Consider the following 26,984-nt stretch of genomic DNA (forward strand, 5'->3'; position numbering starts at 1 on the left):
GAACCGCCCCGGAGAGTGGACCGCCGGACGGGCGCCCTCAAGGTGTCGCGCCTCACGTCGGGCAATTTGCCCGGCCTCGCCGGGCATGGTGCCGTCGCCCTCCGGCCAGCCGGCGTCCACCCTTTCCATCGCTCGACAAGGGAGTTCATCAATGACGACAAGCCTGCGCATCGCCGCCCTGCTGGCGGGCCATGTCCTTCTCGCCGGCGTCGCCGCGGCGGAACCGCCGCGGCAGACGATCGCCGTCCTGCCCTTCGACATCATCGACACGTCCGGGGAGCCGCGCGACCAGTCGGCCGACCATGCCCGGTGGCTCGCGGCGCTGCGGTCCCAGGTCGCCCACGGCCTCGGCGACCGGGGTGTCTACCACGTGGTCGACCTTGCGCCCGTCCGGGACCAGGTGGAGGCGGCGTTCGCCCGCGAACGGCTGCACGCCTGCAACGGCTGCGAACGCGCGCTCGGCCGAAAGGCCGGCGCCGACCGGGTGCTGGTCGGCTGGGTGAAGAAGGTGAGCACGCTGGTGATGAGTTTCGAAGCCGAGGTCCGGGACGTGGAGACCGGCCGGACCGTGATCCACAAGTCCCTCGACTTCCGCGGCGACAACGACGAATCCTGGCGGCGGCTCGGCCTCTATCTTGTGCGCCGGTTCGAGGAACTGCCGGCGGACGCCCGATAGCGGACCGCGCCGCCACGCCCGCGTCGGGCGGCCGGGCTCCTTGCCGGACCGAGCGACAGGCCGGCCGCCCACCGTCCGACCCGGCCTAGGCTTCGCCGGGGCCGTCCCGCCCCGCCTCGCGCGGACGCGCGCCCGGCCGGTCAGGCCGTCGCGCTGGCGGCCCGGGCGTCGAGGAGGGCGCGCAGGCGCGCCTCCACGTCCTCCGGCTCGCGGAGGACGCAGGTCGCGCAGGGCTCCTGGCCGGGCACGGTATACCACCGGCAGCAGCCGCCGCGGCTGACGAACCATTCCGCCGCGCAGGCGCAGCCGCTCTCCACCCGCACGAAGCTCGTCTGCCGGTTCGCCAGCGGGCAGCCCGCGCAGCGAAGGATGGCCAGCGCCTCCGTGCGGGCGGCGTCCTCCCGTCCGGCCCGCCGGCCCGCGTCCAGGTAGGCGCTCGCGACGGCGTCCGACACGATCCTCCATAGGGCGGCGCGGCCGAGCAGCCGCCGCGCCGCCAGCGCGTCCACCAGCGGCCGGTGCAGCCGGTCGAGCGTGAGGCGGAGGGCGGCGCCGGGGTCGTCCGCCGCGGGGGTCGTTTCGGCGCGGTCCGCCGCGAACCGCAGGGCATAGCGGTCCGTCACGCCGCTGAGGGCCCCGACCGTCCAGCGGTGCGGCTCCCGCACGAGTGCGACGTCGACCGGGTGGAGGTCCGGCACCGCGCCGGCGGCGAAGCGCAGGGAGACGAGGACGCCGCACACCGCGTGGGCGATGCGGCCGGTCAGGAAGGCCGCCGCCGCTTTCCCGTCGAGCCCGGGCGTGAGCGCCGTCTCGGCGGCAAGCCAGCGGTCCAGCACCGCGCCGTCCGCCGCCAGGTCCGACAGTCGCGCGCCCGCCCCGAGGCCGTCGAACGCGGCCGAAAGGTCCGGCCGCGCCGCCGCGATCGACGCGAGGGCGGCCGCGTAGGACGACGGCACGGGCGGCGTCAGGGATGCAGCGCTCATGAGGGTCACCGCCTGTTGAGAAGGAGAAGAAGCACGGGCGCGCCCACCAGGGTGGCCACGAGCCCGGCCGGCAGCTGGTAGGGGAAGGTCGCCATCCGGCCGATCCAGTCCGCCGCCACCAGGAGCGCGCCGCCGATCAGGGCGGCGGCCGCCGCCTGGGGCAGCGCCCGGGCGAAGCCCAGTTCCCGCGCGATGTGCGGGGCGATGAGGCCGGCGAAGCTCAGCGGACCGACGATCAGCGTCGCGGCCGCGCTGGCCGCGGCGGCGACCGTGAAGAGGACGATGCGGGCGGCCCCATACGGGACGCCGAGGCTCGACGCGGTCGCCCGGCCGAGCGGCAGGATGTCGAGCCAGCGCCGCGCCGCCGCGACGGCCGAAAGGGCGATCGCGCCGCCGGCGAGCGCGACCAGCGCCGCCGCGCCCGTCGCCCCGTAGGTGGAGCCGCCCATCCACCGCAGCAGCCGGAAGCCGCGCGGGTCGCCCGTCGCCATGATGACGCCGGAGAGCGCGTCCGCGAGCGCCACGAGGCCGATGCCGACGAGGAGGATGCGCTCCGCCGTGTGGTCGCTTCGTCCGCCGAGACGAAGCACGCCCCCGAGCGCCACCGCCGCGCCGGCCGCGGCGGCCGCCGCCTCGGTCGCCGGGCCGGGCTCGGGCAGCAGGAAGAGCGCCGCCATCAGCCCGAGGCCCGCGCCCGCGCCGATGCCGGTCACCTCCGGGCTCGCCATCGGGTTGCCGGTCAGCCGCTGCAGCAGCGAGCCGGCCGCCGCCAGCATGGCGCCGGCGCCGAACGCGGCCGCCACGCGGGGCCACCGCCAGGGAAGGAGGTCGGCAAGATCCGATCCGAGCGCCAGGGTCCAGTCGCCGTTCGGGGCCCGGCCGACCAGGAGCGCGAACGCGGCGAGCCCGACGACCGCCGCGCCGGCGATGGCCGCCGAGGCCGGTCCCCGCGCCAGGGTCCCGGTGCCGAAGGCGGCGGCGGATGGGGGCGGTGCCGTCGCCCTGAGGCGCGGCAGGAGGAGGAGAAGGACCGGCACGCCGAAGAGGGCGGTGACCGCGCCCGTCGGCACGAACAGGCCGGTGCCGGCGGTCAGGACCTGCACGCCCATGTCCGTCGCCCACAGGAGGACGGCGCCGATCGTGGCGGACCAGACGAGCCGGTCCCGAATCGACCGCGCGCCGGCGAGGCGGGTGAGCGCGGGCGCGACCAGGCCCACGAAGGCGATCACGCCGACGGCGCTCGTGACCGCGGCGGTGAGCGCGACCGCGAGGGCGATCCCCGCCAGCCGCACCGCCGTCACCGGCACCCCGCGCGCGCGGGCGGCCGCGTCGTCGAGGTCGAGAAGGCCGAGCGGCCGCGCCAGAGCGGCCGCCAGCACGGCGAGCGGCAGCACCCGAAGGCCAAGGGCGAGGGCCGGGGTCCAGTCGTGCTGGACGAGCGAACCGCGCCCCCACAGGAAGAAGCCCGACAGCCAGCGCTCGTTGGCGAGCACCACCACCGCGGTCAGCGATCCCGCCCAGAGGGTCAGCACCAGACCCGCGAGCACGATGGCGAGCGGCGCGAAGCGGCGCCGGGCGGTGAGGCCGAGCAGAAGGGCCGCCGCCGCCGCGCACCCGAGAAGGGCCACCGCGTCCCGTCCGAGCCCGCCGAGGGTCGGGACGGACACGGTCGCGGCGGCGATCGCCAGAGCGCCTCCCGCCGAGACCCCGAGGGTGCCCGGTTCGGCGAGCGGGTTGCGCAGCAGCTGCTGCAGCAGCGCCCCCGCCAGCCCGAGCGCCGCGCCCGCCACCAGCGCCACCGCGAGCCGCGGCAGGGTCGCGTGGAGGAGCACCATCCGGCCGACGTCGTAGGAGGCCGACATGTCCCACCTGCCGTCCCACAGCGGCGGCCACACCACCACGACCGTCGCCGCGAGGGCGGCGAAGGCCAGGAGCGCCGCAAGGCGGGGCGGCGACAGGCTGACGGCCGGGTTCACGCGCGCGCCTCCAGGTCCTCGACCGCCAGCCGGGCGAAGCGCAGGGCCGACGACACGCCCCCGAACATCAGCGACGCCGGAAGCACGGACACCCGCCTCGCCGCCACGAAGGGAAGAGCGGTCCACAAGGGGCTTCGCGCCAGGGTGGGCGCCGCGTCCGGCGGCACCGGCTCCAGGCTCATGAGGTGCAGATCCGGCGTCAGGGAGGCGAGATCCTCCACGGCCATGACGCCGAAACCCCAGTCGTTGGCCTCGCCCGTCCAGGCGTTGGAAAGGCCGATCCGGTCCATCACGGACTGGTAGAGGCCCGGCCGCCCGAAGATGCGCGCATGGCGGGCGTCCTGGAAGGCCACGACCGCGATCGGCGGCGGACGCAGCCGCGCGACCCGCCCGGCAAGGGCGTCGAAAGCCCGGTCCGCCGCCGCCAGATAGGCGCCGGCGGCGTCCGGCCGGCCGACCATGTGGCCGAGCTCCAGCGCCGCCGCCCGCGCCCTCGCCAGCGGGTCGCCGCCCGCGTAGAGCGCGAACTCCCGGACCGGCGCGATCCGGCTCGCCAGCGGCCCCACGGCCGCCACGTAGGGGGTCGTCAGGATCATGTCCGGCTTCAGCGCCGCGAGAAGCTCCAGGTTCGGCTCCAGGCCGGCGCCCACGTCCACCACACCCGGCGGCAGGGGCGGCTCGACCACCCAGACGTCCCAGTCCTCCGCGCCCGCGACCCCGACCGGCGGAATGCCGATCCCCACCAGCATCTCGGCGAGCGCGTAGTCGAGCGACACGATCCGCGGTGCAGGTCCCGCCTTGGCCGGCGCGCGGCCCGCCAGCGCGGCCGCGAGGCCGGCGAGAACGGCGCGGCGGGTGGGGCGGACCGACATGGCGCTCGTCCTCAAAGCGGATAGGCCAGGGGGCGGGCCGAGCCGGCGGCGAGCGCCATCGGCACGGCGAAGATCTCGGTCAGCCCATCCGCCGTCAGGATCTCGTCCGGAGTGCCGGACCGGATCACCCGGCCGCCGCGCAGGGCGACCAGCCGGTCGGCGAAGCGCGCCGCCATGTTGATGTCGTGGAGCACCATCACGATCCCGACGCCGCGGATCTCGGCGAGCGAGCGGACGAGCGCCAGCACCTCCAGCTGGTGGCCGATGTCGAGGGCGGACGTGGGCTCGTCGAGGAGGAGGAAGCGGCTCTCCTGGGCGACCAGCATGGCGATCCACGCCCGCTGGCGCTCGCCGCCGGACAGGCTCGCCACGTCCCGGTCCGCGAAGCCGGCCGTACGCGTCACCTCCAGCGCCGCCTCCACGGCGGCCCTGTCCTTCGCGCCGAACCGCCCGAAGGGTCCGTGCCGGCAGTAGCGGCCGAGGCCGACCAGGTCGCGCACCGTGAAGCCGGCCGCGGCGGCCGGCTCCTGCGGCAGGTAGGCGATCTCGCGGGCGAGCGCCCGGGCCGCCCAGGCGTGCACCGGCTTGCCGCCGAGTGTGGCGGCGCCGGCGCTCGGCCGCAGCTGCCCGGCGAGGACCCTGACCAGCGTGGACTTGCCGGACCCGTTGTGCCCCACGAGCGCGTGCACCGTGCCGGCCGCGAAGGCGGCGCTGACCGGGCCGAGGATGGTGCGCCCGCCCGCCGCCACCGAGACGTCGCGCACGGCGATCGCGTCCCGGTCGACCGCTTGCGAGGCGCCCGGTTCCCCCGCGAAGTACACCGCCACGGCGCTCACCAGCGGTACCGCAGGCTGGCGATGACGCTGCGGCCGGCTTCCCGGTAGCAGTAGCCGGACGTGCAGGTCACCTCCCGGTCGTCGAAGAGGTTGGTGGCGTTCACCTGGAGGCGGGTGCCCTCCAGGTCCGGGTCGAGGCCGCCGAGGTCGTAGTGGACCGCCGCGTCCACCAGGACGCGGGCGTCGTTCTCGAAGGTGTTCAGGTCGTCGCCGAAGCTGGCGCCCACGTAGCGAACGCCGGCCCCGAAGCCGAGGCCCACCGCCGGGCCGGACGGGATGGTGTAGTCCGCCCAGAGCGAGGCCGTGTGGTGCGGCACGCTGGAGAGCCGGTTCCCCGCCGTGCCGGCGGCGCCGCGCTCGATGGTGAGGTCCACGTAGGCGTAGGAGGCGATCAGGCTCAGGCCGTTGCGGAAGCTCGCCGCCCCCTCGATCTCGAAGCCCCTGGAGCGCAGATCCAGCTGCACCTGTTCGTTCACGCCCGAGGAGGCGTCGAACACCACGCCGTTCGTCTGGCGGATGTCGAACAGGGAGGCGGTGATCACCGCGTTGGTGTCGGGGATCTGGTACTTGACACCCACCTCCACCTGCTCGCCCTCGGTCGGCCGGGCGGGCGTGCCGTCCACCAGGATGCCGACGTTCGGCGCGAAGGAGGTGGAGTAGAGCGCGTAGGGGACGAGGCCGAGGTCCGTCCGCCAGGACAGGCCGGCGCGGCCGGAGAAGTCGGTATCGTCCTCCGTCGTGGAGGACCGTCCGCCTGCGCCGTCCGGCGTCTCGGTCTCGGCCGACAGCCAGTCGTGCCGCGCCCCGAGCGTCAGGGCGAGGTTGCCGAAGCGCATCTCGTCCTGGACGTAGACGCCGGCGTTCAGCATGTCCTGGGCGGACGCGAAGGCGAGGCCCGGCGGCGTGCCTTCGCCCGGGATCGCGCCGAAACCGTTGCGCTGCTCGTAGGTCACATAGCCGAGGTCGGCGCCGACCAGCAGGGTGTGGCTCACCGGCCCGGTATCGAATCGGGCTTCCAGCTGGTTGTCCAGCACCACCGTGTGGACCTCCTCCGCATTGAGGCCGGCGGCGCGGGTGATCGGGCTGGTGGTCGGATCGACCACGTAGGCGTATTCCAGACGGTTGTCGATGTGGGCATAGCGGGCGTTCTGGCGGACCGTGAAGGTCTCGTCGAAGCGGTGCTCGAACTCCCACCCGATCCGCTGCTGCTGCTGGTCGAAATCATTGTAGCGCGGGTCGCCGGAATAGATGTCCGTGACGTCGCTGCCGTCGTTCTCGAACGCCGCCGTGCCGCCGGTCCTGGAGTCCATCACCTCGCCGAGGACGGTGAGACTGGTGTCCGCGTCCGGCCGCCAGGTGACCGCCGGCGCCAGATAGAGCCGGTCGTCCGGGAAACCCTCGATCTCGGTGCCGCTGGCGCGCCCGACGCCGGTCAGCCGGTAGAGGAGCGTGCCCTCCGCGTTCGCCGGCCCGGACAGGTCGACGTTCACCTGCTTGCGGTCGTGGCTGCCGTAGCTCACCTCGACCTCGCGGAAGGCTTCGTCCAGCGGCCGCTTGGAGATGACGTCCACCAGTCCGCCGACGCTCGCCGGCCCGTAGAGGGCCGAGGCGGGACCCTTCAGGATCGTGATGCCCTCGATGCCATAGGGCTCGGTCTTGAAGATGGCCGTGGGGCTGTTCATCTCCCGCAGGCCGTCGCGGAAGCGGCCGGTATAGGTGGCCGGGAAGCCGCGGACGAAGAAGGCGTCGAAGCGCGGGTCGAACCCGTAGGCGCCGGTCCGCGCGCCGGGAACGTACGCGAGGGCGTCGAGCAGGGTCTGCGGGTTACGGTCGTCGAGCTGCTTCTCGCTGACGGTGGAGACCGACTGCGGCACCTCGATCAGCGGCGTCCCGGTCTTCGTGGCCGCCCGGGCCTCGCCCGTCACATAGCCCTCGCTCGTCATCACCGTCTCGGACTGGCCGTCGACCGTGATCGGCTCCAGCACCACCGCCTCGTCCGCCGCATCGCCGCCGGCCGGTTGGTCCTGGGCCATGGCGGCGGAGGCGAGGGCCAGCAGGGAGGCGGAAGCGAGAAAGGCGAGCCGGACCGGAAACATCATGGAACATACTCGATAGGAATGAGCTATGCCGTCTCGCTATAAAACCTGAACTGAAGAGTCAAGTTTCGCTTTCGACCCTTGCACCCGGGATGCGCGCAGGGTCGGCCGGCAGGGCCCCCGTCCAATGCGGTCCCCTGCAGGCCGCGAATCGGCCGCTTGAAGACCGCACCACATGCATCCAGCGCGCCCGGCGCCGGTCGGGACCGAGGGGCCTTTGACGGCCGATGGCGGTCTTGCATCCGCCAGGTCACGCACTTTCCGATTTGTGGAGTAATAAACTCCAGTTTATAGGAACAAGCCGAGCCCGTCCAACACTGCGACGCTTGCGACAGACCTGCTTCATGGCCGCCTTGACCTTCAGACCTCGCATGCGGACCCGCCTCAGCGGCTTTTCGCCCGGCGCCGACCTCCGCGTGCGCGCCTACGACGGCATCGTGACGGACCTCTGGACGGTCGGATGCGCGGCGAGCGCCGGAGGGGAATACGTCGCCCGCGACCCGCGCATCGTCGTCATCCTGGAGGGCGCCGGTCACGGCGACATCGCGGTGGACCTGCCCACGGGCGGGCGCAAAAGCCGGCCCGGCAATGCCGTCACGGTCAGCTACATACCGGCGGACTACCCGATCCGGGCCGAGATCACCGGGCTCGCTCGGCTTCGGCATCTGGACATCCATTTCGATCCGACCGCCTTGGCCCGCCGGTGTCCGAACGTCCTGGACCGGACCCGGCTCGAAACGCCGCGCGTGCTCGTCACCAACGAGCGCGTGGCGTCCCTCGCCGGGCTGATCGCGGCCGATTGCGCGTCCGACGCGCCCCGGCATGCCCTGTTCGGCGAGAGCCTCACGCTCGCGCTCATCACCGAAACGCTGGAGATCGACGCGCCCGCCGACAAGGGCGGCGCCCCGCTTCGGCCCGCGGCGCTTCGCCGGGTCATCGCCCACCTGGAGGCCCATGCGACGGAGACGGTCCGCGTCCGCGACCTCGCGGATCTGGTCGGCCTGTCGGAGAGCCACTTCTGCCGCAACTTCAAGGCCGCCACCGGGCTCACGCCCCATCGCTGGCAGATGCGCGCGCGCATCGAGAAGGCCCAGGCGCTGCTGACCGAACGGCCCTGCCTGCTGACCGACGTGGCGGCAGCCACCGGCTTCGCCGACCACTCGCACTTCAGCCGCGTGTTCAGGAAGATGACGGGCACCTCGCCGAGCGCCTGGCTGGCGAGCCGTGGCGGGTGATGCCGAAAGGACACGAGCGACGCTGGACGCCGTCGGCACGTGCGACGGGAGCGCAGGCCCGTTCCAGCACAGCGGATTCGTCCAAGCCAGCTCCGAAAACTTGAGTTATTGGCTCATCTATATGGCCGGCCAGGGCCGGCGCGTTCAGGCGTTCAAGGTGGGTGACATGGTCCAGGCTTGGTGGGGCACGACGGGGCGGGATCTGCTGAGCGGGACGGCGGCTGCCGCGCTTCTCCTCGCACCCGCGCTCGCCGACGCGCAGACTGCGCCGGTCGCGCTCGAGCCCATCGTGGTGGAGGGGTCCGGCGACGGAGCGACGGATCCGGTCGAGGGCTATGTGGCCGGGCGGACCGCCACCGGGTCCAAGACGGCGACGCCGGTGGAGGAGATCCCGCAGGCGGTATCGGTCATCGGCCGCGAGCAGATCGAGAACCTCGGCGCCGAGAAGGCCGACGAGGCCCTGCGCTACACCGCGGGCGTCTTCGCCCAGCCGTTCGGTCCGGACACCGACACGAACTGGTTGTTCATCCGGGGCTTCCAGGCCACCCAGACCGGCCTCTACCTGGACGGCCTCCAGTCCTACGGCTTTGGCTTCGGCGGCTTCTTGATCGACAGCTATCTCCTCGACCGGGTGGAGGTGCTGAAGGGCGCCGCGTCCGTGCTCTACGGCGGCAGCAACCCGGGCGGCCTCGTCAATCTGGTCAGCCGGCGTCCGGTGTTCGAGCGCCTGCGCGCGCTGGACTTCGGCATCAACGACGCCGGAACCGGCTACGTGGGCTTCGACGTCGGCGATGCCGTGGACGCCGAGACGGCTTATCGCGTGACCGGCCGCGTCCTCGGCGGGCAGGGCTATTCGGACGAGCAGGACGAATTCCGGGGGACCGTCTCCCCGGCGGTGACGATGAACCTCGGTGAAGACACCACGCTCACCGTTCTCGCCAATCTCACCGTCATGGACCAGAACCACGGCGGCGGCAGCTTCCTGCCCTATGTGGGCACAGTCGTTCCGGCCCCGTTCGGCTTCATCGATCGCGACACGAACTTCACCGAGCCCGCCGTCGACACCTACGAGCGCAAGCAAGGCCACATCGGATACGACCTGGAGCACCGGCTCGAGAATGGCTGGGAGATTCGCCAGAACGCCCGCTACGGGCACAGCGACCTGCGCGAGGTCTCGATCTATCCCTACGGCTACAACGCCTTCTCGCCGACGCCGACCGACCCGTCCGGCCTCCTGTCGCGCATCAACTTCGAGCACGACACGGTCGTCGACACCGTTCTCGTCGACACTCAGATCGAGGGCGAGGTGCGGACCGGCCCGGTGGACCACCAGCTGCTCATGGGCATCGACTACAAGTTCTTCCGCATGGACCAGATGCAGGCCACCGGGGCGGTGACGCCGATCAGCGCGGTGGATCCGGTCTACGGCGGCGTGGTCGGTCCTCGTACCCCGTACATCGACGAGGTCATCAGCCAGCACCAGATCGGGCTCTACGCCCAGGACCAGATGCGCTTCGGCGACGGCTGGATCGTCACGCTGAACGGCCGGTACGACTACGTGTCGACGGACGTGGACGGCCTGCGGACCGGCGGCGACGACACCGGTGAGTGGAGCGGTCGCGCCGGGCTCGCCTATGCGTTCGACAACGGCATCACCCCGTACGCCAGCGTCTCGACCTTCTTCAACCCGCAGATCGGGTCGTCGCCGGTGGCCGGGTTCTACAAGCCGGAAACCGGACACCAGGTCGAGGTCGGCGTGAAGGTCAAGCCCGAGTGGTTCGACGGCCTGTTCCAGGTCGCCCTGTTCGATCTCACGCGCAAGAACGTCGTCACCGGCCCGTTCCTGGCCGAGACGCAGATCGGCGAGTTCAACTCGCGTGGCATCGAGGTGGAGGCGCAGGCGAACATCACCGAGAACCTGCTCCTGACCGCCGCCTTCACGGCCTTCGACCTGGAGATTACCGAGGACGCGAACGCGACCCTGATCGGCAACACCCCGTTCATCGTGCCGGAGACCCAGGCCTCCCTGTCCTTCCATTACACCTTCGGCACGGGCCTTCTGGAAGGCTTCACGGTCGGCGGCGGCGTCCGCTACCAGGGTTCGTCCTGGGTGGACAACGAGAACACGCTGAAGGTGCCGTCCGCGACGGTGTTCGACGCCAAGGTCGGCTTCGACGCCGAGGACTGGTCCGTCGCCCTCAACGTGAACAACATCTTCGACCGAGACTATGTGGCGAGCTGCCAGACCCAGTTCGCGTGCAGCTACGGCGAGGGCCGCGTGGCGAAGCTGACCGCCCAGATCAGGTTCTGATCCCGTGGAGCCCTGACGGCCCGCGCGCCGTCAGGGCTAGCCCGGGGGCGCCAGCAGTTCCCGGATCGTCCCGACGAGGCTTTCGTCTTCGAAGGGCTTGGTGAACACCGGCACGTTGGGCGGGCAGTCCGCGATCCCGCTCGTATCCGCATAGCCCGTGATGATGATGATCGGGAGGTCGGGACGAAGGTTTCTGGCGAACCGGACCACGTCGAGACCGGACACGATGGGCATGGCGAAATCGGTGATGATCAGGTCGAAGCGTTGGGGCTGCTTCTCCAGAAGACCCATGGCCTCGCCCCCGCCGGATGCCGTGACCACGTTGAAGCCGCTTTCCTTCAGCAGGGCGGCCGTGATGTCGCGGACGGAGGCGGTGTCGTCGACCAGCAGGATGCTGCGACCGCGGCCCGCGCCGTCCGGCACCTTGCGGGGAGTTGGGTCGGGGCTCGCCGGGCGGCTCTTGGGATCGGAGACCTCCACCGGCGACCTTGGCAGCCAAAGCTCCACCGTGGTCCCGGTCCCCTCCTTGCTGTTGATCGTGATGGTGCCGCCGGACTGCTGCGCGAACCCGTACACGGTGCTGAGCCCGAGGCCCGTTCCCTTGCCGACGTCCTTCGTGGTGAAGAAGGGCTCGATGACGCGGGCGAGATTCTCCGGCGAGATCCCGCAGCCCGTATCGGACACGGTGAGGACGACGTAGTCCCCCGCCGGCAATCCGCCGATCTGGTGGTCCGACGCGGTGCGGTTGGTGGCCGACACCCTGACGGTTCCGCCGGCCGGCATGGCGTCCCGCGCGTTGACGATCAGGTTCATCAGCGCCAGTTCCAGCTGCCCGGTGTCGACGTAGGCGGCCCACAAGGTCTCGTCCACCGCCCATTCGAACCGCACCAGGCCGCCGAGGATGTGGCCCACCATGCCTTCCATGTTGCCGCGCAGATCGTTGATCTGCACCACCGCCGGCTTCAGGTGCTGGCGCCGGGAGAAGGCCAGCATCCGCCGGATCAGCTCGGCCCCCTGCTCGGCGGCGTGCCGTGTCATGTGAAGCACCTGGCGGGCGTCCTCCGACAGGGTCGACCGGCGCTCGATGAGGCCGAGCCCGCCCAGCACCGACGCCAGCAGGTTGTTGAGGTCGTGCGCGACGCCGCCCGTCAGCTTGCCGATCGCGTCCAGCTTCTGCGCCTGGACCAGTTGGTCCTCCAGCTTGCGCCGGTCGGTCACGTCGAGGAGCGTGCCGGCGATGCCGATCGGCACGCCGTCCGGGTCGCGCAGGAGCACCGACTTGTCCAGGAAGTGCTTGAACTGGCCGTCGGCGCAGTTCCATCGATACTCCGACACCGCGACGCCGTTCTTGAACAGGGCCGCCGGGGCGTGCAGGCGGAGCGCCCGGTCGTCCGGGTGGATCCGCTCGTACCAGAAGGCGTGCGCGTTGAGCTCCCTGTCGTTGAAGCCGGTCAGGGCGTGGAGGTCTCCGCCGATGAAGCGCGGGGCGCGATCCTCGCCCGAAAGGTCCTCCTCGTAGAGCGCTACGGGGAGCGAGCGCAGGATCAGGGCCTGCCGCTCCTCCACCTTGAGGAGCGCCTTCTCCATCTCGAGCCGCTCGGCGTTGGCCCGGAGGTTCTCCTCGTAGAGACGCTGCTGCTGGACGGCGTTGCGCTGGATCTCCTGGGTCTTCTCGTAGAGGTCGACGAAGACCGCCACCTTGGACCGCAGGATGACCGGGTCGAACGGTTTGAACACGTAGTCGACCGCGCCCATGTCGTAGCCGCGCAGCATGTGCGCGTCTTCCTTGTTGATGGCGGTCAGGAAGATGATCGGCGTGCGCTTGGACTGCTCCCGCTGCCTGATGAAGCGGGCCGTGTCGTAGCCGTCGAGCCCGGGCATGTAGACGTCCAGGAGAATGACGGCGAACTCCTGCTTCAGCAGATAGCGCAGGGCCTCCTCGCCCGAGGCGGCGGTCACCACGTCCGCGACGGTGTCGAGGATCGTCGAGATCGCCAGGAGGTTCCGCTCATCGTCATCCACGACCAGGATCTTCGCGGGCGAGTCACCCGGCGCGGGCGAGGACGAGGGTCCGGACATGGAGGCTGTACTCTGAAGGACGCTCACCATCCGATCCTCATGCCGGCACCGTCAGTCCGGCCGTTCCGACCTGGCCCCGATGGCGGGACCGGCGGATCCAGACGCGCAGGAGCGCCAGCAGCAGCTCGATGTCGACGGGCTTGGCCACGTAGTCGGACGCGCCAGCGTCCAGGCATTTCTGCCGGTCCCCCTTCATGGCCTTGGCGGTCACCGCGATCAGCGGCAGCTCGGCCAGCGCCGGCCGCCGGCGGATCTCGCCCATGGTCTCGTAGCCGTCCATCTCGGGCATCATGATGTCGATGAGGGCGACGTCCATCCCGGGGTTGCTCTCCAGGATCTCGATGCCTTCCCGGCCGCGTTCGGCGTGCAGCACCTCGATGCCGTAGGTCTCGAGGACGCTCGTCAGCGAGTAAATGTTGCGGATGTCGTCGTCGACGATCAGGACCTTCGCGCCCGCCAGGTCGGCCATGTCGGAGGAACCCGGCATGTCGCCGACCTGCTCCGGTTCCTCGCCGAGGGCGCCGGGCAGCGCGGTGGCGAGCTGCTGCAGCGTGTCCGCGCGGAACACCGGCGCGTCGAACGGCTTCTGCTGGATCGCCTGGTCCACCGCCTCGCTGTGGAGGCCGTAGATGACGAGCGCCCGGATCGGCTCGCCCTCCTCTCGCCGGCGCACCTCCGCCAGCACGTGGGCGTTCGCCTTCGCCGACCGCCCCAGGCCGAGCACGACCGCGTCGAAGGCCGAGACGTCGTGATCCTCGGCGGCTTCGGCGATGGACGGAGCGGCGGTCACGATCGTCACCCCGTCGCGGATCGCGTCGACGAGGATCAGCCGCTGGTCCGGATCGGCGTCCGCGACGAGCACCCGCCGCTGGACCCGGCCGCTGCCGGTGGCGATGCTCTCGAAGACGCGGAACAATTCCTCCTGCGAGGCCGGCTTGGCGGTCGCGCTCGCGGCGCCCTTGCTGAGAAGCGAGGACACGTCGCTCGCCCCGGAGATCACGTGGATGGGGATCCGCCGGGTCTTGGGATCGTGGCGCAGAAGATCGAACAGCACCCAGCCGTCGATGTCGGACAGGCCGAGGTCGAGACTGATCGCGTCGGGCCGCACCTTCCGGGCGAGCGCCAGCGTGCCCGCTCCGGCGAGCGAGATCACGGCCTTCAGCCCCGCGTCCCTTGCGAGGTTGAGCAGGATGCTGGCGAAGGTCGGGTCGTCCTCCACGATCAGCAGCACCCGGTCGCCCGGCTGGATGCCGTTGCGGTCGTCGACGATGTCGATCGGGCCGGACACGAGCGGGACGATCTCCGCCCCGGCGCCGCTCTGGCGCCCCGGCGACGGGGCGGACGGGACGAGCACCTGATCGGCGGTCGCCTCAAGCGGGATGTAGAGCGTGAAGGTGGACCCTTCGCCCGGACGCGAGCGCACGTGCAGCTCGCCGCCGAGGAGCCGCGCGATCTCGCGGCTGATGGACAGGCCGAGGCCGGTGCCGCCGTACTTGCGGCTCGTGGTGCCGTCCGCCTGCTGGAACGCTTCGAAGATGAGCTTCTGCTTGTCTTCCGGGATGCCGATGCCGGTGTCCGACACGGCGATCGCCAGCGCCTTGGTGGTTCCCTTCAGGGCCGCGCTCGTGGTGCTCCAGCCGTCGCTGGCGAACTTGAACTCCAGCACGACGCCGCCTTCGGCGGTGAACTTGAAGGCGTTGGACAGGAGATTGAGGACGATCTGCTGCAGCCGCTTCTCGTCGGTCCGGATCGACGACGGCAGGCGCTCGTCCATCTCGATGGTGAAGGCGAGGCCCTTGTCGGCGGCGAGCTGGCGGAAGGTGCGCTCCATGTGCTGGCGCAGGTTGGACAGCGGGACCTCGCCGATCTCGATCGACACCGTGCCGGACTCGATCTTCGACAGGTCGAGGATGTCGTTGATGAGGTTGAGGAGATCGGTGCCGGCCGAGTTGATCGTCCGGGCGAAATCCACCTGCTTCTCGTTCAGGTTCCCCTGCTGGTTGGACGCCAGCAGCTTGGACAGGATCAGCAGCGAATTGAGCGGCGTGCGGAGCTCATGGCTCATGTTGGCCAGGAACTCGGACTTGTACTTGGAGGTGAGCGCCAGCTGCTCCGCCTTCTCCTCCAGGGCGCGGCGCGCCATCTCGATCTCGAGGTTCTTGTTCTCGACCTGCTTCTTCTCGTTCTCCAGGAGCTGCGCCTTCTCCTGCAGCTCCTCGTTCGTGGCGTGCAGCTCTTCCTGCTTCTTGGTCAGTTCCGACTGGCGGGCCTGGAGCTCGGCAGTGAGCAGCTGCGACTGCTTCAGCAGGCCTTCGGTGCGCATGGTGGCGGCGATCGTGTTGAGCACGATGCCGACCGATTCCATCAGCTGGTCGAGGAAGGACTGGTGCGTCTCGCGGAACTCGCCGAAGGACGCGAGTTCGATGACGGCCTTCACCTCGTCCTCGAACAGGGCCGGCAGGATGATCACGTTCGCCGGGCCGGAGTGCCCGAGGCCGGAGGAGATCCGCAGGTAGTCGGCCGGGACGTTGTTGAGGAGCATGCCCCGCTTGTCGGCGGCCGCCTGTCCGATCAGGCCTTCCCGGATGGCGAACCGGCGCTTCATCTCGCTGCCGCTTTCCGCGCCATAGCTGGCCGCGAGCTCCAGGTAGGTCTCGGTCTCGTCGCGGCCGGTGACGTAGAAGACGCCGTACTGGGCGTTCACCAGCGGCGCCAGTTCCGACATGATGAGCGTCGACACGGTCGTCAGGTCGCGCTCGCCCTGCAGCATGCGGGAGAAGCGGGCGAGGTTCGTCTTCAGCCAGTCCTGCTCCGCGTTCTTCAAGGTCTGGTCCTTGAGGTTGCGGATCATCTCGTTGATCGTGTCCTTCAGGGCGGCCATCTCGCCCGAGGCCTCCACGGCGATGGAGCGGGAAAGATCGCCCTTGGTCACGGCCGTCGCCACCTCGGCGATGGAGCGCACCTGGTTGGTGAGGTTCGCGGCCAGCTGGTTCACGTTGTCGGTGAGGTCGCGCCAGAGGCCGGCCGCGCCGGGCACGCGGGCCTGACCGCCGAGCTTGCCTTCGATGCCCACCTCGCGGGCCATGTCGGTCACCTGGTCGGCGAAGGTGGCGAGCGTCTCGATCATGCCGTTGATGGTGTCGGCGAGGGCCGCGATCTCGCCCTTGGCGTCCACCGAGAGCTTGCGCTTCAGATTGCCCTGGGCCACCGCGGTCACCACGTCGGCGATGCCGCGCACCTGATTGGTCAGGTTCGTGGCCATCAGGTTCACGTTGTCGGTGAGGTCCTTCCAGGTGCCGGCGACGCCCTCCACGCGGGCCTGTCCGCCGAGCTTGCCTTCCGTGCCCACCTCGCGCGCCACGCGCGTCACTTCCGACGCAAAGGAGTTGAGCTGGTCCACCATGGTGTTGATGGTGTTCTTCAGCTCCAGGATCTCGCCCTTCACGTCCACGGTGATCTTGCGGGAAAGATCGCCGCGGGCGACCGCGGTCGTCACTTCGGCGATGTTGCGCACCTGGCCGGTCAGGTTCTGCGCCATCGAGTTCACGTTATCGGTCAGATCCTTCCACGTGCCGTCGACGCCGCGCACCTGGGCTTGGCCGCCGAGCTTGCCTTCGGTGCCCACCTCGCGCGCCACGCGCGTCACTTCGGACGCGAAGGAGTTCAGCTGGTCCACCATCGTGTTGATGGTGTTTTTCAGTTCGAGGATTTCGCCGCGCACGTCCACGGTGATCTTCTTGGAAAGGTCTCCCGACGCCACCGCCGTCGTCACCTCGGCGATGTTGCGCACCTGGCCGGTCAGGTTCTCGGCCATGGAATTCACGTTGTCGGTGAGGTCCTTCCAGGTGCCGGCGACGCCGCGCACCTGCGCCTGGCCGCCGAGCTTGCCTTCGGTGCCCACCTCGCGGGCCACGCGCGTCACTTCGGAGGCGAAGGAGTTGAGCTGATCCACCATGGTGTTGATGGTGTTCTTCAGTTCGAGGATCTCGCCGCGCACGTCCACGGTGATCTTCTTGGAAAGGTCTCCCGACGCCACCGCCGTCGTCACCTCGGCGATGTTGCGCACCTGGCCGGTGAGGTTCGCCGCCATGGCGTTCACGTTGTCGGTCAGGTCCTTCCAGGTGCCGGCGACGCCTTCCACCCGGGCCTGGCCGCCGAGCTTGCCTTCCGTGCCCACCTCGCGCGCCACGCGGGTCACCTCGGAGGCGAAGGAGTTCAGCTGGTCCACCATCGTGTTGATGGTGTCCTTCAGCTCCAGGATCTCGCCCTTCACGTCCACGGTGATCTTCTTGGAAAGGTCGCCGCGGGCGACAGCCGTCGTCACCTCGGCGATGTTGCGCACCTGCCCCGTCAGGTTCTGCGCCATCGAGTTCACGTTGTCGGTCAGATCCTTCCAGGTTCCGGCGACGCCCGGCACCTGCGCCTGGCCGCCGAGCTTGCCTTCGGTGCCCACCTCGCGGGCCACGCGCGTCACTTCCGAGGCGAACGAGTTGAGCTGGTCCACCATGGTGTTGATGGTGTTCTTCAGCTCCAGGATCTCGCCCTTCACCACCACGGTGATCTTCTTGGAGAGGTCTCCCGACGCCACCGCCGTCGTCACCTCGGCGATGTTGCGCACTTGGCCGGTCAGGTTCTCGGCCATCAGGTTCACGTTGTCGGTGAGGTCCTTCCAGGTGCCGGCGACGCCGCGCACCTGCGCCTGGCCGCCGAGCTTGCCTTCGGTGCCCACCTCGCGGGCCACGCGCGTCACTTCCGAGGCGAACGAGTTGAGCTGGTCCACCATCGTGTTGATGGTGTTCTTCAGTTCGAGGATCTCGCCCTTCACGTCCACGGTGATCTTCTTGGAAAGATCCCCGCTCGCCACCGCCGTCGTCACCTCGGCGATGTTGCGCACCTGGCCGGTCAGGTTCTCGGCCATCAGGTTCACGTTGTCGGTGAGGTCCTTCCAGGTGCCGGCGACGCCCTCCACCCGGGCCTGGCCGCCGAGCTTGCCTTCCGTGCCCACCTCGCGCGCGACGCGCGTCACTTCGGAGGCGAACGAGTTCAGCTGGTCCACCATCGTGTTGATGGTGTTCTTCAGTTCAAGAATCTCGCCCTTCACGTCCACGGTGATCTTCTTGGACAAGTCTCCGCTCGCCACCGCCGTCGTCACCTCGGCGATGTTGCGCACCTGGCCGGTCAGGTTGGTCGCCATCGCGTTGACGTTGTCGGTGAGGTCCTTCCAGGTGCCCGCGACGCCCTCCACCCGGGCCTGTCCGCCGAGCTTTCCTTCCGTGCCCACCTCGCGCGCCACGCGCGTCACTTCCGACGCGAACGAGGCGAGCTGCTCCACCATGGTGTTCACGACTCGGCCGATGCGCAGGAACTCGCCGCGCAGCGGACGCCCGTCGATCTCCTCCATCATGGACTGGCTGAGGTCGCCCTTGGCGACGGCGCCGATCACGCGGGCCACCTCGGCGGTCGGCTGCACCATGTCCTCGATCAGGTCGTTCACCGACCGGATGCACGTCTCCCAGCCGCCGGTGGCGCTGCGCACGTGACCGCGCTCGCCGATCCGGCCGTCCTTGCCGACCACGCGGCTCAGGCGTTCGAACTCGCTGGTCAGCTGCTCGTTGAGTTCCACCACTTCGTTGAAGGCCGCGGCGATCTCGGCGTCGACGCCCTGGTAGTCGTCGTCCAGCCGGACCGTGAAATCGCCACGCCGGAACGCGCGCAAGGCATTGAGGAGCTCGCGCCGGTCGAGCTGCTCGCGCGGAACTTCAACGTTCATGATGCCCCCCGAGGGCCGCCGGCAGCAATTCACCGGCAGCGCCGTTTCATGTCCAAGGTGTTGACGGAGCTCTCAACGATTTACATCGTTAAAAGAAGTATAGAGTCGTCCGGGCGAACTTCGCCGATGGCGCTAACGCGAGCTGCGGTGATTTGTTCCGAATGAATGTGTCAGACAGAGAATATTCTCCAGCCCCTTGCCACCCGGGGCTCGGGTGCGCACACTGCCGCCCATGGTCTGGCTGGGCGGCGTATCCTCAAATTTTCCGAAATGACTGACGAGCTTGCTGAATTCATCGACACATCGTTCAGCAGCGTGTGGGCGCTCGAGGTTCTGCTTCTGCTCCACCGGTCCGGTGACCGTTGGTGGACGCCCGCGAACCTGGTCGCGGAATTGCGCGGCAGCGAACAGGTGATCAGCGACAGCGTCGTGTCGCTCATGCGGGCCGGGCTCGTCGACGTCGGCCCCGACGGCGCCATCCGCTATTGCGCCGCGTCAGCCGAACAGCACGAGTTGGTCATCCAGCTGGACGATCTCTACCGACGGAAAGCGGCGGCAGTGCGGCGCGCCATCGTCCGGACCGGAAACGACAAGCTCCAGACGTTCTCCGACGCGTTCAAGTTCCGGAAGTGATCCTGATGATCGAGCTCGTGAAAGTCGCGATCTACGTGTTGTGCTTCGGGACGGCGGCGGCCTGCGCCGGGCTGCTGGTGCGCGGATATCTGTCGAGCCGTGTCCGTCTTCTGCTCTGGAGCGGCGTGAGCTTCTTCTTCCTGGCCGTGAACAGCCTCGTCGTCGTGCTCGATCTTTTCGTCTTCCCCGATCTGAACCTCTTGGTCCTGCGCTATGTCGCCACCCTGCTGGCGGTCGGCGTCCTGATCTTCGGTCTGGTCTGGGAAAGCGCCTGAGGAGGCCATCGCATGTTTCAGTTCGCCTCGGGCGTGATCACCATGGGTTTTCTGGTGGCCAGTCTCTTCTTCGTGCGGTTCTGGCGCCAGACGAGCGACGGCCTTTTCCTCGCCTTCGGCGTCGCCTTCTGCCTGCTGGCGCTGAACCAGGCGATCCTGGGTCTCACGAACCTTCCGGTCGAGGAGCGAAGCTGGATCTATCTCCTCCGGCTCGCCGCCTTCCTGGTGATCATCGTGGCCGTGCTGCAGAAGAACAGCCGGTCCAGGATCGCCAAGCGGTGACCGCATGGCCGGGAAGGCCACCGTCCAGCGGCCTATGCCCCGCGCTCGTCCGCGACCGAGGCCGGCCTTCGGCGCGGCCGTGATCCGTGCTTCTCGCGGCCCGTCGTCCGCGATCCGTCCGGACGCCGCGACGGCGCGTCCGGACAGGCGCGCCATCGACGCCAGCGGGTTTCCGTCCGCGCCTCATTCCCCGCGCGGATAGCGCTGCGCCTCCTCCAGGACGTTGAGGTCCATGTGGTTGCGCATGTAGCGCTCCGATGCGCGCTGCAGCGGCTGGAAGTCCCACGGGTAGTAGGCGCCGTTGCGCAGCGCCTCGTACACCACGTGGCGGCGGGCCTGGCTCGCCCGCACCTCCGCGTCGAAGCGGGCGAGATCCCAGCGGGCCCGCATGGTCCCGCTCAGGCGCGCGAGCACGTCCGCACTCTCCGGGTCGGCGGCCCGGTTGCGCAGCTCGTGCGGGTCCTCGTCGAGGTTCGTCAGGATGGGCGGATCGAGGTCGCAGAGCACCAGCTTCCAGGGTCCGTCCCGGAGCGCCACGAGCGGCGCGTACGAGCCCTCGGCCGCATACTCCATGGGAACGGGCCCGCGGGGCGCCTCGCCCGTCGCCGCCCCGACGAGGGATATTCCGTCGGTCCAGGGCCGCAGGCTTTCAAGATCCAGGCCGGTCAGCTCGCCAAGGGTCGGCAGCACGTCGAGGGTCGACGCCGGCTCGTCGATCCGTCGCGCCGGCAGCCCGGGCGCGGCGATCATCAGCGGCACCCGGGCGGACCCTTCGAAGAAGTTCATCTTGAACCAGAGGCCGCGCTCGCCGAGCATGTCGCCGTGGTCCGAGACGAAGACCACGATGGTGTCCTCCGCCATGCGCCCGCGATCCAGGATGTCGAGGAGTTCGCCGATCTTCTCGTCGATATAGGAGATGTTGGCGAAATAGGCCCTCCGGGACCGGCGCACGTCGTCGTCGGTCAGCGGGCTGCGCGCGTGGTCGCTCGCCAGCATGAGACGCCGGGAATGCGGATCCTGCGCCTCGAACGGGATCGGAGCGACCACCGGGTCGAGCGCCGGGCAGTCCTCGTAGAGGTCCCAGAAGCGGCGCCGCGCCACATAGGGGTCGTGCGGGTGGGTGAAGCTCACGGTCAGGCACCAGGGCCGGTCGTCGTGCCGGCGGGCGAGGTCGTAGAGCTTGCGGCCGGCGTGGTAGGCGACCTCGTCGTCATACTCCAACTGGTTGGTGATCTCGGCGACGCCGGCGCCGGTGACCGATCCGAGATTGTGGTACCACCAGTCGATCCGCTCGCCGGGGCGCGTGTAGTCGGGCGTCCAGCCGAAGTCGGCCGGATAGATGTCGGTGGTCAGCCGCTCCTCGAAGCCGTGCAGCTGGTCCGGCCCGACGAAGTGCATCTTGCCGGAGAGCGCGGTGTGATATCCGGCCCGGCGCAGATGGTGGGCGTAGGTCGGAATGTCGGAGGTGAACTCCGCCGCGTTGTCGTAGACCCGCGTCCGGCTCGGCAGCTGGCCCGACATAAAGGACGCGCGCGCCGGCGCGCACAGCGGGCTCGCCGTATAGGTGTTGGCGAACCGCGCGGACCGGGCGGCGAGCGCCTTCAGGTTCGGGGCGTGCAGGAAGTCGGCCGGCCCGTCGGGAAACAGGGTTCCGTTCAGCTGGTCGACCATCAGTATGAGGACGTTCGGGCGCTTCATCGCGGTCTCGGCGGCGTAGTGGTGAGCGGAACCGGCCGGACGGCGGAGCGGCCCGGCCGGCAAGAGGGGTCAGAGACCCAGGGCGGACTTGACGGCCGGCAGGCCGGGCTCGCCGTCGAAGGTGGTGACGCCCTCCAGCCACGGGCCGAGCACGTCCGGGTTGTCCTTCAACCAGCTTTCCGCGGCGGCGCCCGGCTCGTCGCCGTCGTCCAGGATCTTGCCCATCATGGCATTCTCCATGGAGAGCTCAAACTTGAGCTGCTTGAAGAAGGTCGCCGCGTTCGGGCACTCGGCCGACCACCCGGTGCGCGCCAGGGTGCGAACCTCGGCCCCGCCGAAGTTCGGGCCGAAATAGGCGTCCCCGCCGGACAGGTAGGTGATGTCGAACGTCTCGTTCATCGGATGCGGCGCCCACGCCAGGAAGACGATCCAACCCTCGTCCGACTCGGCCCTCCGGACCTGGGCCAGCATGGCCTGCTCGCCGGATTCCACCACGCTCCAGCCGGACAGGCCGAAGTCGCCGGCCTGGATCATCTTCTGGATGTTGGCGTTGGCCGGCGCGCCGGGTTCGATGCCGTAGATCTTGTTCTCGAATTTCCCGGCATTCGCGGCCAGGTCCTTGAAGTCCTTGACGCCCGCCTCCGCCACATAGGACGGCACGGCGAGGGTGAACTTGGCGCCGGTGAGGTTGGTGCCGAGGACCTCGACCGCCTTGGCGGCCTCAAGGTCGTCGATGAAGGCCTGCTGGGCCGGCATCCAGTTGCCGAGGAAGACGTCGATGTCCTTGTTCTTCATGGCTTCGTAGCCGATCGGCACCGACAGGGTCTTCACCTCCGGCTCGTAGCCGAGGGCGGAGAGGATGGTGGCCGCGATGGCGTTGGTCGCGGTGATGTCGGTCCAGCTTGGATCCGACATGCGGATGGTCTGGCACGAGGGCGCGTCGGCGGCGAAAACCGGCCCGGCGGCGACGAGCGCGGCGGCGGCGATCAGATGGAAGCGGATCATGGCGACACCTCTGGAGAGGGGTGAAGGCCGCGACGGCGGCCCGGCCCGCCGGCGGGCCGTCTGGCGCGGCCACGTCCGGCTTGCTCTGCAAGGCATCAGACATCTAAATAGCCAATGCTGTGCAGCTGATCTTTTTCAATACCAGACCTCAAGGATCCTTATGGCAGAGCGCCCGCTGGACCTCGCCTGGATGCGCGTCTTCGAGGCCGTCGGCCGCCTCGGCAGCCTGACCGCGGCGGCGGCCGAGCTGAAGCTGTCGCAGCCGGCCGTCAGCTATGCGGTCCGCCAGCTGGAAGGCCAGATCGGAGCGCCTCTCCTCGCCCGCGGCCATCGGGGCAGCGCCCTCACCCCGTCCGGCCGGCTTCTGTTCCGGGCGGTCCAGGGGGCCGTCACGGAGATCGACGGCGCCACCCGCGAGATCCGCAGCCTCAACCGGCGGCCGATCGTCCGGCTTTTCACCGACTACGGCTTCGCCTCCCTGTGGATGATGCCGCGCGTCGCCGCCTTCCGGTCGGTCTGCCCGGAGGCGGAGGTGCACATCGTGGCCTCGAGCGCCGCCGAGCCCGGCGGGGCCGAGGGCGTCGACATCGCCGTGCTGTTCGGTCTCAGGTCGGATTTCCCGACGTCCGCGACCCAGCTCTATGCAGAGCGGGTGGTGCCGGTCTGCAGCCCGGCCTTCGCGGCCGTCCATCGCCTCGGCGACGATCCCCGGGCGCTGACCCGAACCCCGCTCCTCCACCTGGACAGCACGCCGCATCCGCGCTGGTTCACCTGGCGCGACTGGCTCGCCGCCACGGGCGTGGAGCGATCGCCCGGCCCGGGCGACCTGAGCCTCAACACCTATGGGCTCGTGGTCCAGGCGGCCATCGCCGACCAGGGCCTCGCGCTCGGGTGGTCGGGCCTCGTCGACGGCGCCCTCGCCGACGGGTCGCTCGTCGCCGTCGGCCCGCCCCTGACCCGGACGGAGAGCGGCTACTTCATGGTGGAAGCTTCGGCACGGAGCGCCACGGCGCGCATCCTCGCCCGCTTCATCGCCGAGGAGGCGGGCCGGGCGGCGTCGGTCGGGTCCGGACCGGCGGCGTAGCGGGTCGTCTCCCGCCCGGCGCTTCGATGCCCGGCCCCGACGCGCTCGCTTCCCAAGCTTTACCGGAGGTTGCTAGGATGGCGGACCGCTTCCGGCGGCAACGCGCTTCGACGGCAGGCGCCGGCCGTCACCGGCCGGGATCCGCACAAGGGACATCTGCTCATCATGACGGCCGACCTCATCATCACCGACGCCCGCGTTCTGACCCTCGATCCGGATCGGCCGCGCGCGGAGGCGGTGGCGGTCAAGGACGGCCGCATTCTGGCGGTCGGGTCGACCGGGGAGGTGCTGGCGCTCGCGGGCCCGGGGACCCGGCGCCTGTCCGGCGCGGCGCGCACCCTCATCCCCGGTTTCTCCGAGAACCACATGCACCTGTTCGCCGGCGCCGGCGAGATGCACCATCTGCAGCTCTTCGGCCTGCACGGGCGGGACGCGCTCGCCGATGCGGTACGCGCCTACGCGGCCGGGCATCCGGACGAGCCGGTGCTCTACGCCCAGGGCGCCGACTACACCATCCTCGGCGCCGAGCCGCCGACCCGCCAGAGCCTGGACGCCATCCTGCCGGACCGGCCGCTGATGCTGATGGCGCCCGATCACCACACCGCCTGGGCCAACACGGCCGCGCTCGAGCGCGCCGGCCTCCTTCACGGCCGCGCCCTGCCGCCCGGCAACGAGGTGGTCATGGGGGCGGACGGCCTCGCAACCGGCGAACTCCGCGAAATGGCCGCGTTCGACCCGGTGCTGGCGGCCGGCGGGGCGGACCGCTGCAGGACCGGCCTCTCCACCGGCCTCGATCCGGATCCCTGGCCGACGGGCGCCGCCTTCGAGGCCGACATCGCCATCATGAAGCGCGGCCTCGCCTTGGCGGCGCGCCACGGCATCACGTCGATCCAGAACATGGACGGCAACCGCTACCAGCTGGCCCTTCTGGCCGAACTGGAGCGCCGGGGCGAGCTGCCGTGCCGGGTCAAGGTGCCCTTCCACTGGCGCCCGTCCATGGATCTCTCCATCCTGGAGGAGGCGAGCGCGCTCCACCGCGACTTCCGGTCGGGCAAGGTGACGTCCGGCTTCGTGAAGATCTTCTACGACGGCGTCCTCGACAGCGGCACCGCCGTGCTTCTGGAGCCCTACGCGGACGAGCCGGGCTGGACGGGGGCGCCGCTGATGACGCCGGAGCGGTTCGCCGAGGCGGCCGTCGAGATCGACCGGCGCGGCCTGCAGATCGCCGTCCACGCCATCGGCGACGGGGCGGTGCGGGCCGTGCTCGACGGCTATGCGGCCGCCCGGCGAGCGAACGGCGCGCGCGACAGCCGCCACCGGATCGAGCACATCGAGCTCGTCCATCCGGACGACGTGCCGCGGTTCGCCGAGCTCGGCGTGATCGCCTCCATGCAGCCGTCCCATCCGCCGGGGGCGCTCGGCTTCCCCCTGGAGCCGACCATCACCCGCATCGGCCGGGCTCGCTGGCCCCATGCCTACGCGACCCGCACCCTGAAGGAAGCCGGCGCGGTGGTCGCCTTCGCGTCGGACTGGCCCGTGGCGCCCATCGACCCGATCCTCGGCATCAAGGCCGCCCTGACCCGCGAGCCGTGGGACCCGGCCGACCCGGACCAGCGGCTGACCCTCCTGGAGGCCATCGAGGCCTACACGGCCGCCGGCGCTTACGCGGAGTTCCTGGAGGATCGCAAAGGGCGCTTGAAGCCTGGCCATCTCGCCGATCTCGTCCTGTTGTCCGCCGACCTGGAGGCCGTGCCGGCGGCCGACCTCCACGAGGTCCACGCGGCCGTGACCGTCTGCGACGGCGAGATCACCCACGAGGCTGCGTGACCAGCCGGCGATCCGCCGTCCGCCCGCGTTCCGACGCCCGGGATGATCGCAGCGGCGTCGGGCGCGCCGATCGGTCGTCCCGCCGTCAGTCCCGGCGGCCCGCGGAGCGGGCCTCCAGGAAAAACCGGACCATTTCGGCCGAGGCGTCCGGACCGGCCGGATCGGTGTAGGATCCGGACGGGTGGCCGCCCGACCAGCTGTGGCCGTGGTCGTCCAGCACCCAATGCTCGAGCACTCCCGCGCCGTCGGCCGCCCGGTAGACGGTCCGCTCGAAGCGCCGGCCCGCTTGGGTTCGCCCGGCGTGACGGTCGACCGAGGCCGTGCCGCGCCGGCGCAGGGAGACGATCGCGTCCGCGTTGGACGGGTGAACGACCGTGTCGGCGGCGCCGTGGAACACGATCAGCCGTGCGCTTGATCCGGGCGTCGACCGCCCGTCGCTCCGGCGCCGGCCGGCCATGGCCGCGAAGGCGGACGCCATGTCGCCGGCCGCGCCGACCGGCAGGCCGGAGTGGATGCCGGCGGCCGAGAAGACGTCCGGATAGGTTTCCGCCAGGATGGCCGCCATGGCGCCGCCCGCCGACAGGCCGGCGACGAAGACGGCGTCCGGCGGAACGGCGAACTCGTCCGCCACCGCGCGCGCGAGCCCCGCCAGGATGGCCGGTTCGCCGGAGCCGCGGGTCTGGTTCGCGGCATCGAACCAGTTCCAGCAGGCGGACGGGTTGGCTCCGGTCGGCTGGGCGGGATAGACGACGATCAGGCCGTCCGCGTCCGCCTTGCTGTTCATCGCCGTCCCGGTCGCGAAGTCGTCGGGGTTCTGCTTGCAGCCGTGCAGCATCATCACGAGCCCCTTCGCGCCGGCCGACGCGGACGCCGGCACGTAGACGCGATAGGGCCGGCCGCCGTGCGGACCGGCATAGGTGCGCGCCAGATAGCGCGCGCCGTCCGGGACGGGCGGCGGCGGGGTCGCCTGCAGGCCCTGCGGCAGACCCGCGAAAGTCCTCCGGCCTGCGGCGAGGTCGCGGATCGCCTCGGCGAGCGGCCGCGTGCGCCGGTCCGAACCGGCGACGGGATCCGGGCGGACCGGGCCGGCGTCGGCCGGGGACGTCGGGCCGGGCGCCGGCCGGCGCGCGCCGACCGTTTCGGCGGTGAGATCGAGGGTCGGCCGTGCGGAGAGCGTCCGCTCCGGCCTCGCCTTCTCGGTGTCGGAGGGAGCCGTCGAGGGATCGAGGCCGCGCAGCGCGTCCTGGATGGCCCGGGTGGCATCGCCGAGGCTTCCGCCGCGCGTGAGATCGGTGGCGCGCCGAAGCGCGGCCGCGAAGGTCTTGTTCATGTCTGGATGTCCTTCC

Annotated in this window: 18 protein-coding genes; 8 read left to right on the plus strand and 10 right to left on the minus strand. The window is 70.4% G+C overall.

From position 1 onward, the window contains the following. Positions 1–151 precede the first annotated feature (151 nt). Positions 152–676: a DUF3280 domain-containing protein gene (locus HND91_RS02330; protein ID WP_181704897.1), complete on the plus strand. Its 525-nt coding sequence runs from the start codon at positions 152–154 to the stop codon at positions 674–676. Between the two features lie 140 nt (positions 677–816). Here HND91_RS02330 and HND91_RS02335 read toward each other — a convergent pair whose 3' ends face one another. The 5 genes from HND91_RS02335 to HND91_RS02355 are packed head-to-tail and all read right to left on the minus strand — an operon-like array spanning position 817 to position 7,442. Further along, positions 817–1,659, minus strand: coding sequence for a ferric iron reductase (locus tag HND91_RS02335; protein WP_181704898.1), 843 nt, complete (start codon positions 1,657–1,659; stop codon positions 817–819). 5 nt (positions 1,660–1,664) lie between these two features. Next, positions 1,665–3,635 carry a Fe(3+)-hydroxamate ABC transporter permease FhuB gene (gene fhuB, locus HND91_RS02340; RefSeq protein WP_181704899.1) on the minus strand — a complete coding sequence of 657 codons (1,971 nt, stop codon included), beginning with the start codon at positions 3,633–3,635 and terminating at the stop codon, positions 1,665–1,667. Beyond that, positions 3,632–4,507 carry an ABC transporter substrate-binding protein gene (locus HND91_RS02345; RefSeq protein ID WP_181704900.1) on the minus strand — a complete coding sequence of 292 codons (876 nt, stop codon included), beginning with the start codon at positions 4,505–4,507 and terminating at the stop codon, positions 3,632–3,634. Before HND91_RS02345 ends, fhuB begins: the two co-directional genes overlap by 4 nt. 11 nt (positions 4,508–4,518) lie before the next feature. Then, entirely contained in the window at positions 4,519–5,334 is an 816-nt protein-coding gene (locus HND91_RS02350; protein ID WP_343057040.1) for an ABC transporter ATP-binding protein, read from the minus strand. A 5-nt stretch (positions 5,335–5,339) separates the two neighbouring features. Further along, positions 5,340–7,442 carry a TonB-dependent siderophore receptor gene (locus tag HND91_RS02355; RefSeq protein ID WP_181704901.1) on the minus strand — a complete coding sequence of 701 codons (2,103 nt, stop codon included), beginning with the start codon at positions 7,440–7,442 and terminating at the stop codon, positions 5,340–5,342. A 368-nt stretch (positions 7,443–7,810) separates the two neighbouring features. Here HND91_RS02355 and HND91_RS02360 point away from each other — a divergent pair, with 368 nt between their 5' ends. Both HND91_RS02360 and HND91_RS02365 read left to right on the plus strand, forming a co-directional pair. Next, a complete protein-coding gene (locus tag HND91_RS02360; RefSeq protein ID WP_181704902.1) occupies positions 7,811–8,674 on the plus strand; it encodes an AraC family transcriptional regulator in 864 nt (287 codons plus the stop codon). A 166-nt stretch (positions 8,675–8,840) separates the two neighbouring features. Continuing rightward, positions 8,841–10,985, plus strand: coding sequence for a TonB-dependent siderophore receptor (locus HND91_RS02365; RefSeq protein WP_181704903.1), 2,145 nt, complete (start codon positions 8,841–8,843; stop codon positions 10,983–10,985). A gap of 36 nt (positions 10,986–11,021) precedes the next feature. On the opposite strand, the gene HND91_RS02370 is transcribed toward HND91_RS02365, so the two are convergent. Together HND91_RS02370 and HND91_RS02375 are read right to left on the minus strand one after the other, a co-directional pair. Next, positions 11,022–13,007: a response regulator gene (locus tag HND91_RS02370; protein ID WP_343057041.1), complete on the minus strand. Its 1,986-nt coding sequence runs from the start codon at positions 13,005–13,007 to the stop codon at positions 11,022–11,024. A gap of 94 nt (positions 13,008–13,101) precedes the next feature. Then, positions 13,102–18,834, minus strand: a complete 5,733-nt coding sequence (locus tag HND91_RS02375; protein WP_181704905.1) for a HAMP domain-containing protein — start codon at positions 18,832–18,834, stop codon at positions 13,102–13,104. Between the two features lie 270 nt (positions 18,835–19,104). On the opposite strand from HND91_RS02375, the gene HND91_RS02380 reads away from it, so the two are divergent. From HND91_RS02380 to HND91_RS02390, 3 genes are read left to right on the plus strand one after another with little or no spacing between them, the layout of a single operon-like run. Next, positions 19,105–19,467 (plus strand): hypothetical protein, encoded by a 363-nt coding sequence (locus tag HND91_RS02380; RefSeq protein WP_181704906.1) that lies wholly within the window; start codon positions 19,105–19,107, stop codon positions 19,465–19,467. Positions 19,468–19,472: 5 nt separating this feature from the next. Continuing rightward, complete coding sequence (locus tag HND91_RS02385) at positions 19,473–19,742, plus strand: DUF5985 family protein (RefSeq protein ID WP_210272533.1); 270 nt, start codon at positions 19,473–19,475, stop codon at positions 19,740–19,742. A 12-nt stretch (positions 19,743–19,754) separates the two neighbouring features. Then, on the plus strand, positions 19,755–20,024 hold the full coding sequence (locus tag HND91_RS02390; RefSeq protein ID WP_181704907.1) for a DUF5985 family protein: 270 nt from the start codon (positions 19,755–19,757) through the stop codon (positions 20,022–20,024). A gap of 183 nt (positions 20,025–20,207) precedes the next feature. Here the strand turns inward: HND91_RS02390 and betC are convergent, their stop codons facing one another. Both betC and HND91_RS02400 read right to left on the minus strand, forming a co-directional pair. Then, on the minus strand, positions 20,208–21,722 hold the full coding sequence (betC, locus tag HND91_RS02395) for a choline-sulfatase (RefSeq protein WP_181704908.1): 1,515 nt from the start codon (positions 21,720–21,722) through the stop codon (positions 20,208–20,210). A gap of 69 nt (positions 21,723–21,791) precedes the next feature. Next, a complete protein-coding gene (locus HND91_RS02400; RefSeq protein WP_181704909.1) occupies positions 21,792–22,727 on the minus strand; it encodes a choline ABC transporter substrate-binding protein in 936 nt (311 codons plus the stop codon). Positions 22,728–22,887: 160 nt separating this feature from the next. Here HND91_RS02400 and HND91_RS02405 point away from each other — a divergent pair, with 160 nt between their 5' ends. Further along, entirely contained in the window at positions 22,888–23,811 is a 924-nt protein-coding gene (locus HND91_RS02405) for a choline sulfate utilization transcriptional regulator (protein ID WP_181704910.1), read from the plus strand. 165 nt (positions 23,812–23,976) lie between these two features. Next, a complete protein-coding gene (locus HND91_RS02410; protein WP_181704911.1) occupies positions 23,977–25,638 on the plus strand; it encodes an amidohydrolase in 1,662 nt (553 codons plus the stop codon). An 85-nt stretch (positions 25,639–25,723) separates the two neighbouring features. Here HND91_RS02410 and HND91_RS02415 read toward each other — a convergent pair whose 3' ends face one another. Further along, positions 25,724–26,968, minus strand: a complete 1,245-nt coding sequence (locus tag HND91_RS02415; protein WP_181704912.1) for an extracellular catalytic domain type 1 short-chain-length polyhydroxyalkanoate depolymerase — start codon at positions 26,966–26,968, stop codon at positions 25,724–25,726. Positions 26,969–26,984: the final 16 nt, after the last annotated feature.

Origin of the sequence: Chthonobacter rhizosphaerae, assembly GCF_013839525.1 — a bacterium.
GTDB lineage: Bacteria > Pseudomonadota > Alphaproteobacteria > Rhizobiales > Pleomorphomonadaceae > Chthonobacter > Chthonobacter rhizosphaerae.

Coding starts and splice junctions, on each gene's coding strand:
- HND91_RS02355 (WP_181704901.1), bottom strand. CDS start 7,442: ATGATGTTTCCGGTCCGGCTCGCCTTTCTCGCTTCCGCCTCCCTGCTG.
- HND91_RS02345 (WP_181704900.1), bottom strand. CDS start 4,507: ATGTCGGTCCGCCCCACCCGCCGCGCCGTTCTCGCCGGCCTCGCGGCC.
- HND91_RS02380 (WP_181704906.1), top strand. CDS start 19,105: ATGACTGACGAGCTTGCTGAATTCATCGACACATCGTTCAGCAGCGTG.
- HND91_RS02330 (WP_181704897.1), top strand. CDS start 152: ATGACGACAAGCCTGCGCATCGCCGCCCTGCTGGCGGGCCATGTCCTT.
- HND91_RS02400 (WP_181704909.1), bottom strand. CDS start 22,727: ATGATCCGCTTCCATCTGATCGCCGCCGCCGCGCTCGTCGCCGCCGGG.
- HND91_RS02390 (WP_181704907.1), top strand. CDS start 19,755: ATGTTTCAGTTCGCCTCGGGCGTGATCACCATGGGTTTTCTGGTGGCC.
- HND91_RS02405 (WP_181704910.1), top strand. CDS start 22,888: ATGGCAGAGCGCCCGCTGGACCTCGCCTGGATGCGCGTCTTCGAGGCC.
- HND91_RS02385 (WP_210272533.1), top strand. CDS start 19,473: ATGATCGAGCTCGTGAAAGTCGCGATCTACGTGTTGTGCTTCGGGACG.
- HND91_RS02365 (WP_181704903.1), top strand. CDS start 8,841: ATGGTCCAGGCTTGGTGGGGCACGACGGGGCGGGATCTGCTGAGCGGG.
- betC (WP_181704908.1), bottom strand. CDS start 21,722: ATGAAGCGCCCGAACGTCCTCATACTGATGGTCGACCAGCTGAACGGA.
- HND91_RS02375 (WP_181704905.1), bottom strand. CDS start 18,834: ATGAACGTTGAAGTTCCGCGCGAGCAGCTCGACCGGCGCGAGCTCCTC.
- HND91_RS02410 (WP_181704911.1), top strand. CDS start 23,977: ATGACGGCCGACCTCATCATCACCGACGCCCGCGTTCTGACCCTCGAT.
- HND91_RS02415 (WP_181704912.1), bottom strand. CDS start 26,968: ATGAACAAGACCTTCGCGGCCGCGCTTCGGCGCGCCACCGATCTCACG.
- HND91_RS02335 (WP_181704898.1), bottom strand. CDS start 1,659: ATGAGCGCTGCATCCCTGACGCCGCCCGTGCCGTCGTCCTACGCGGCC.
- HND91_RS02360 (WP_181704902.1), top strand. CDS start 7,811: ATGCGGACCCGCCTCAGCGGCTTTTCGCCCGGCGCCGACCTCCGCGTG.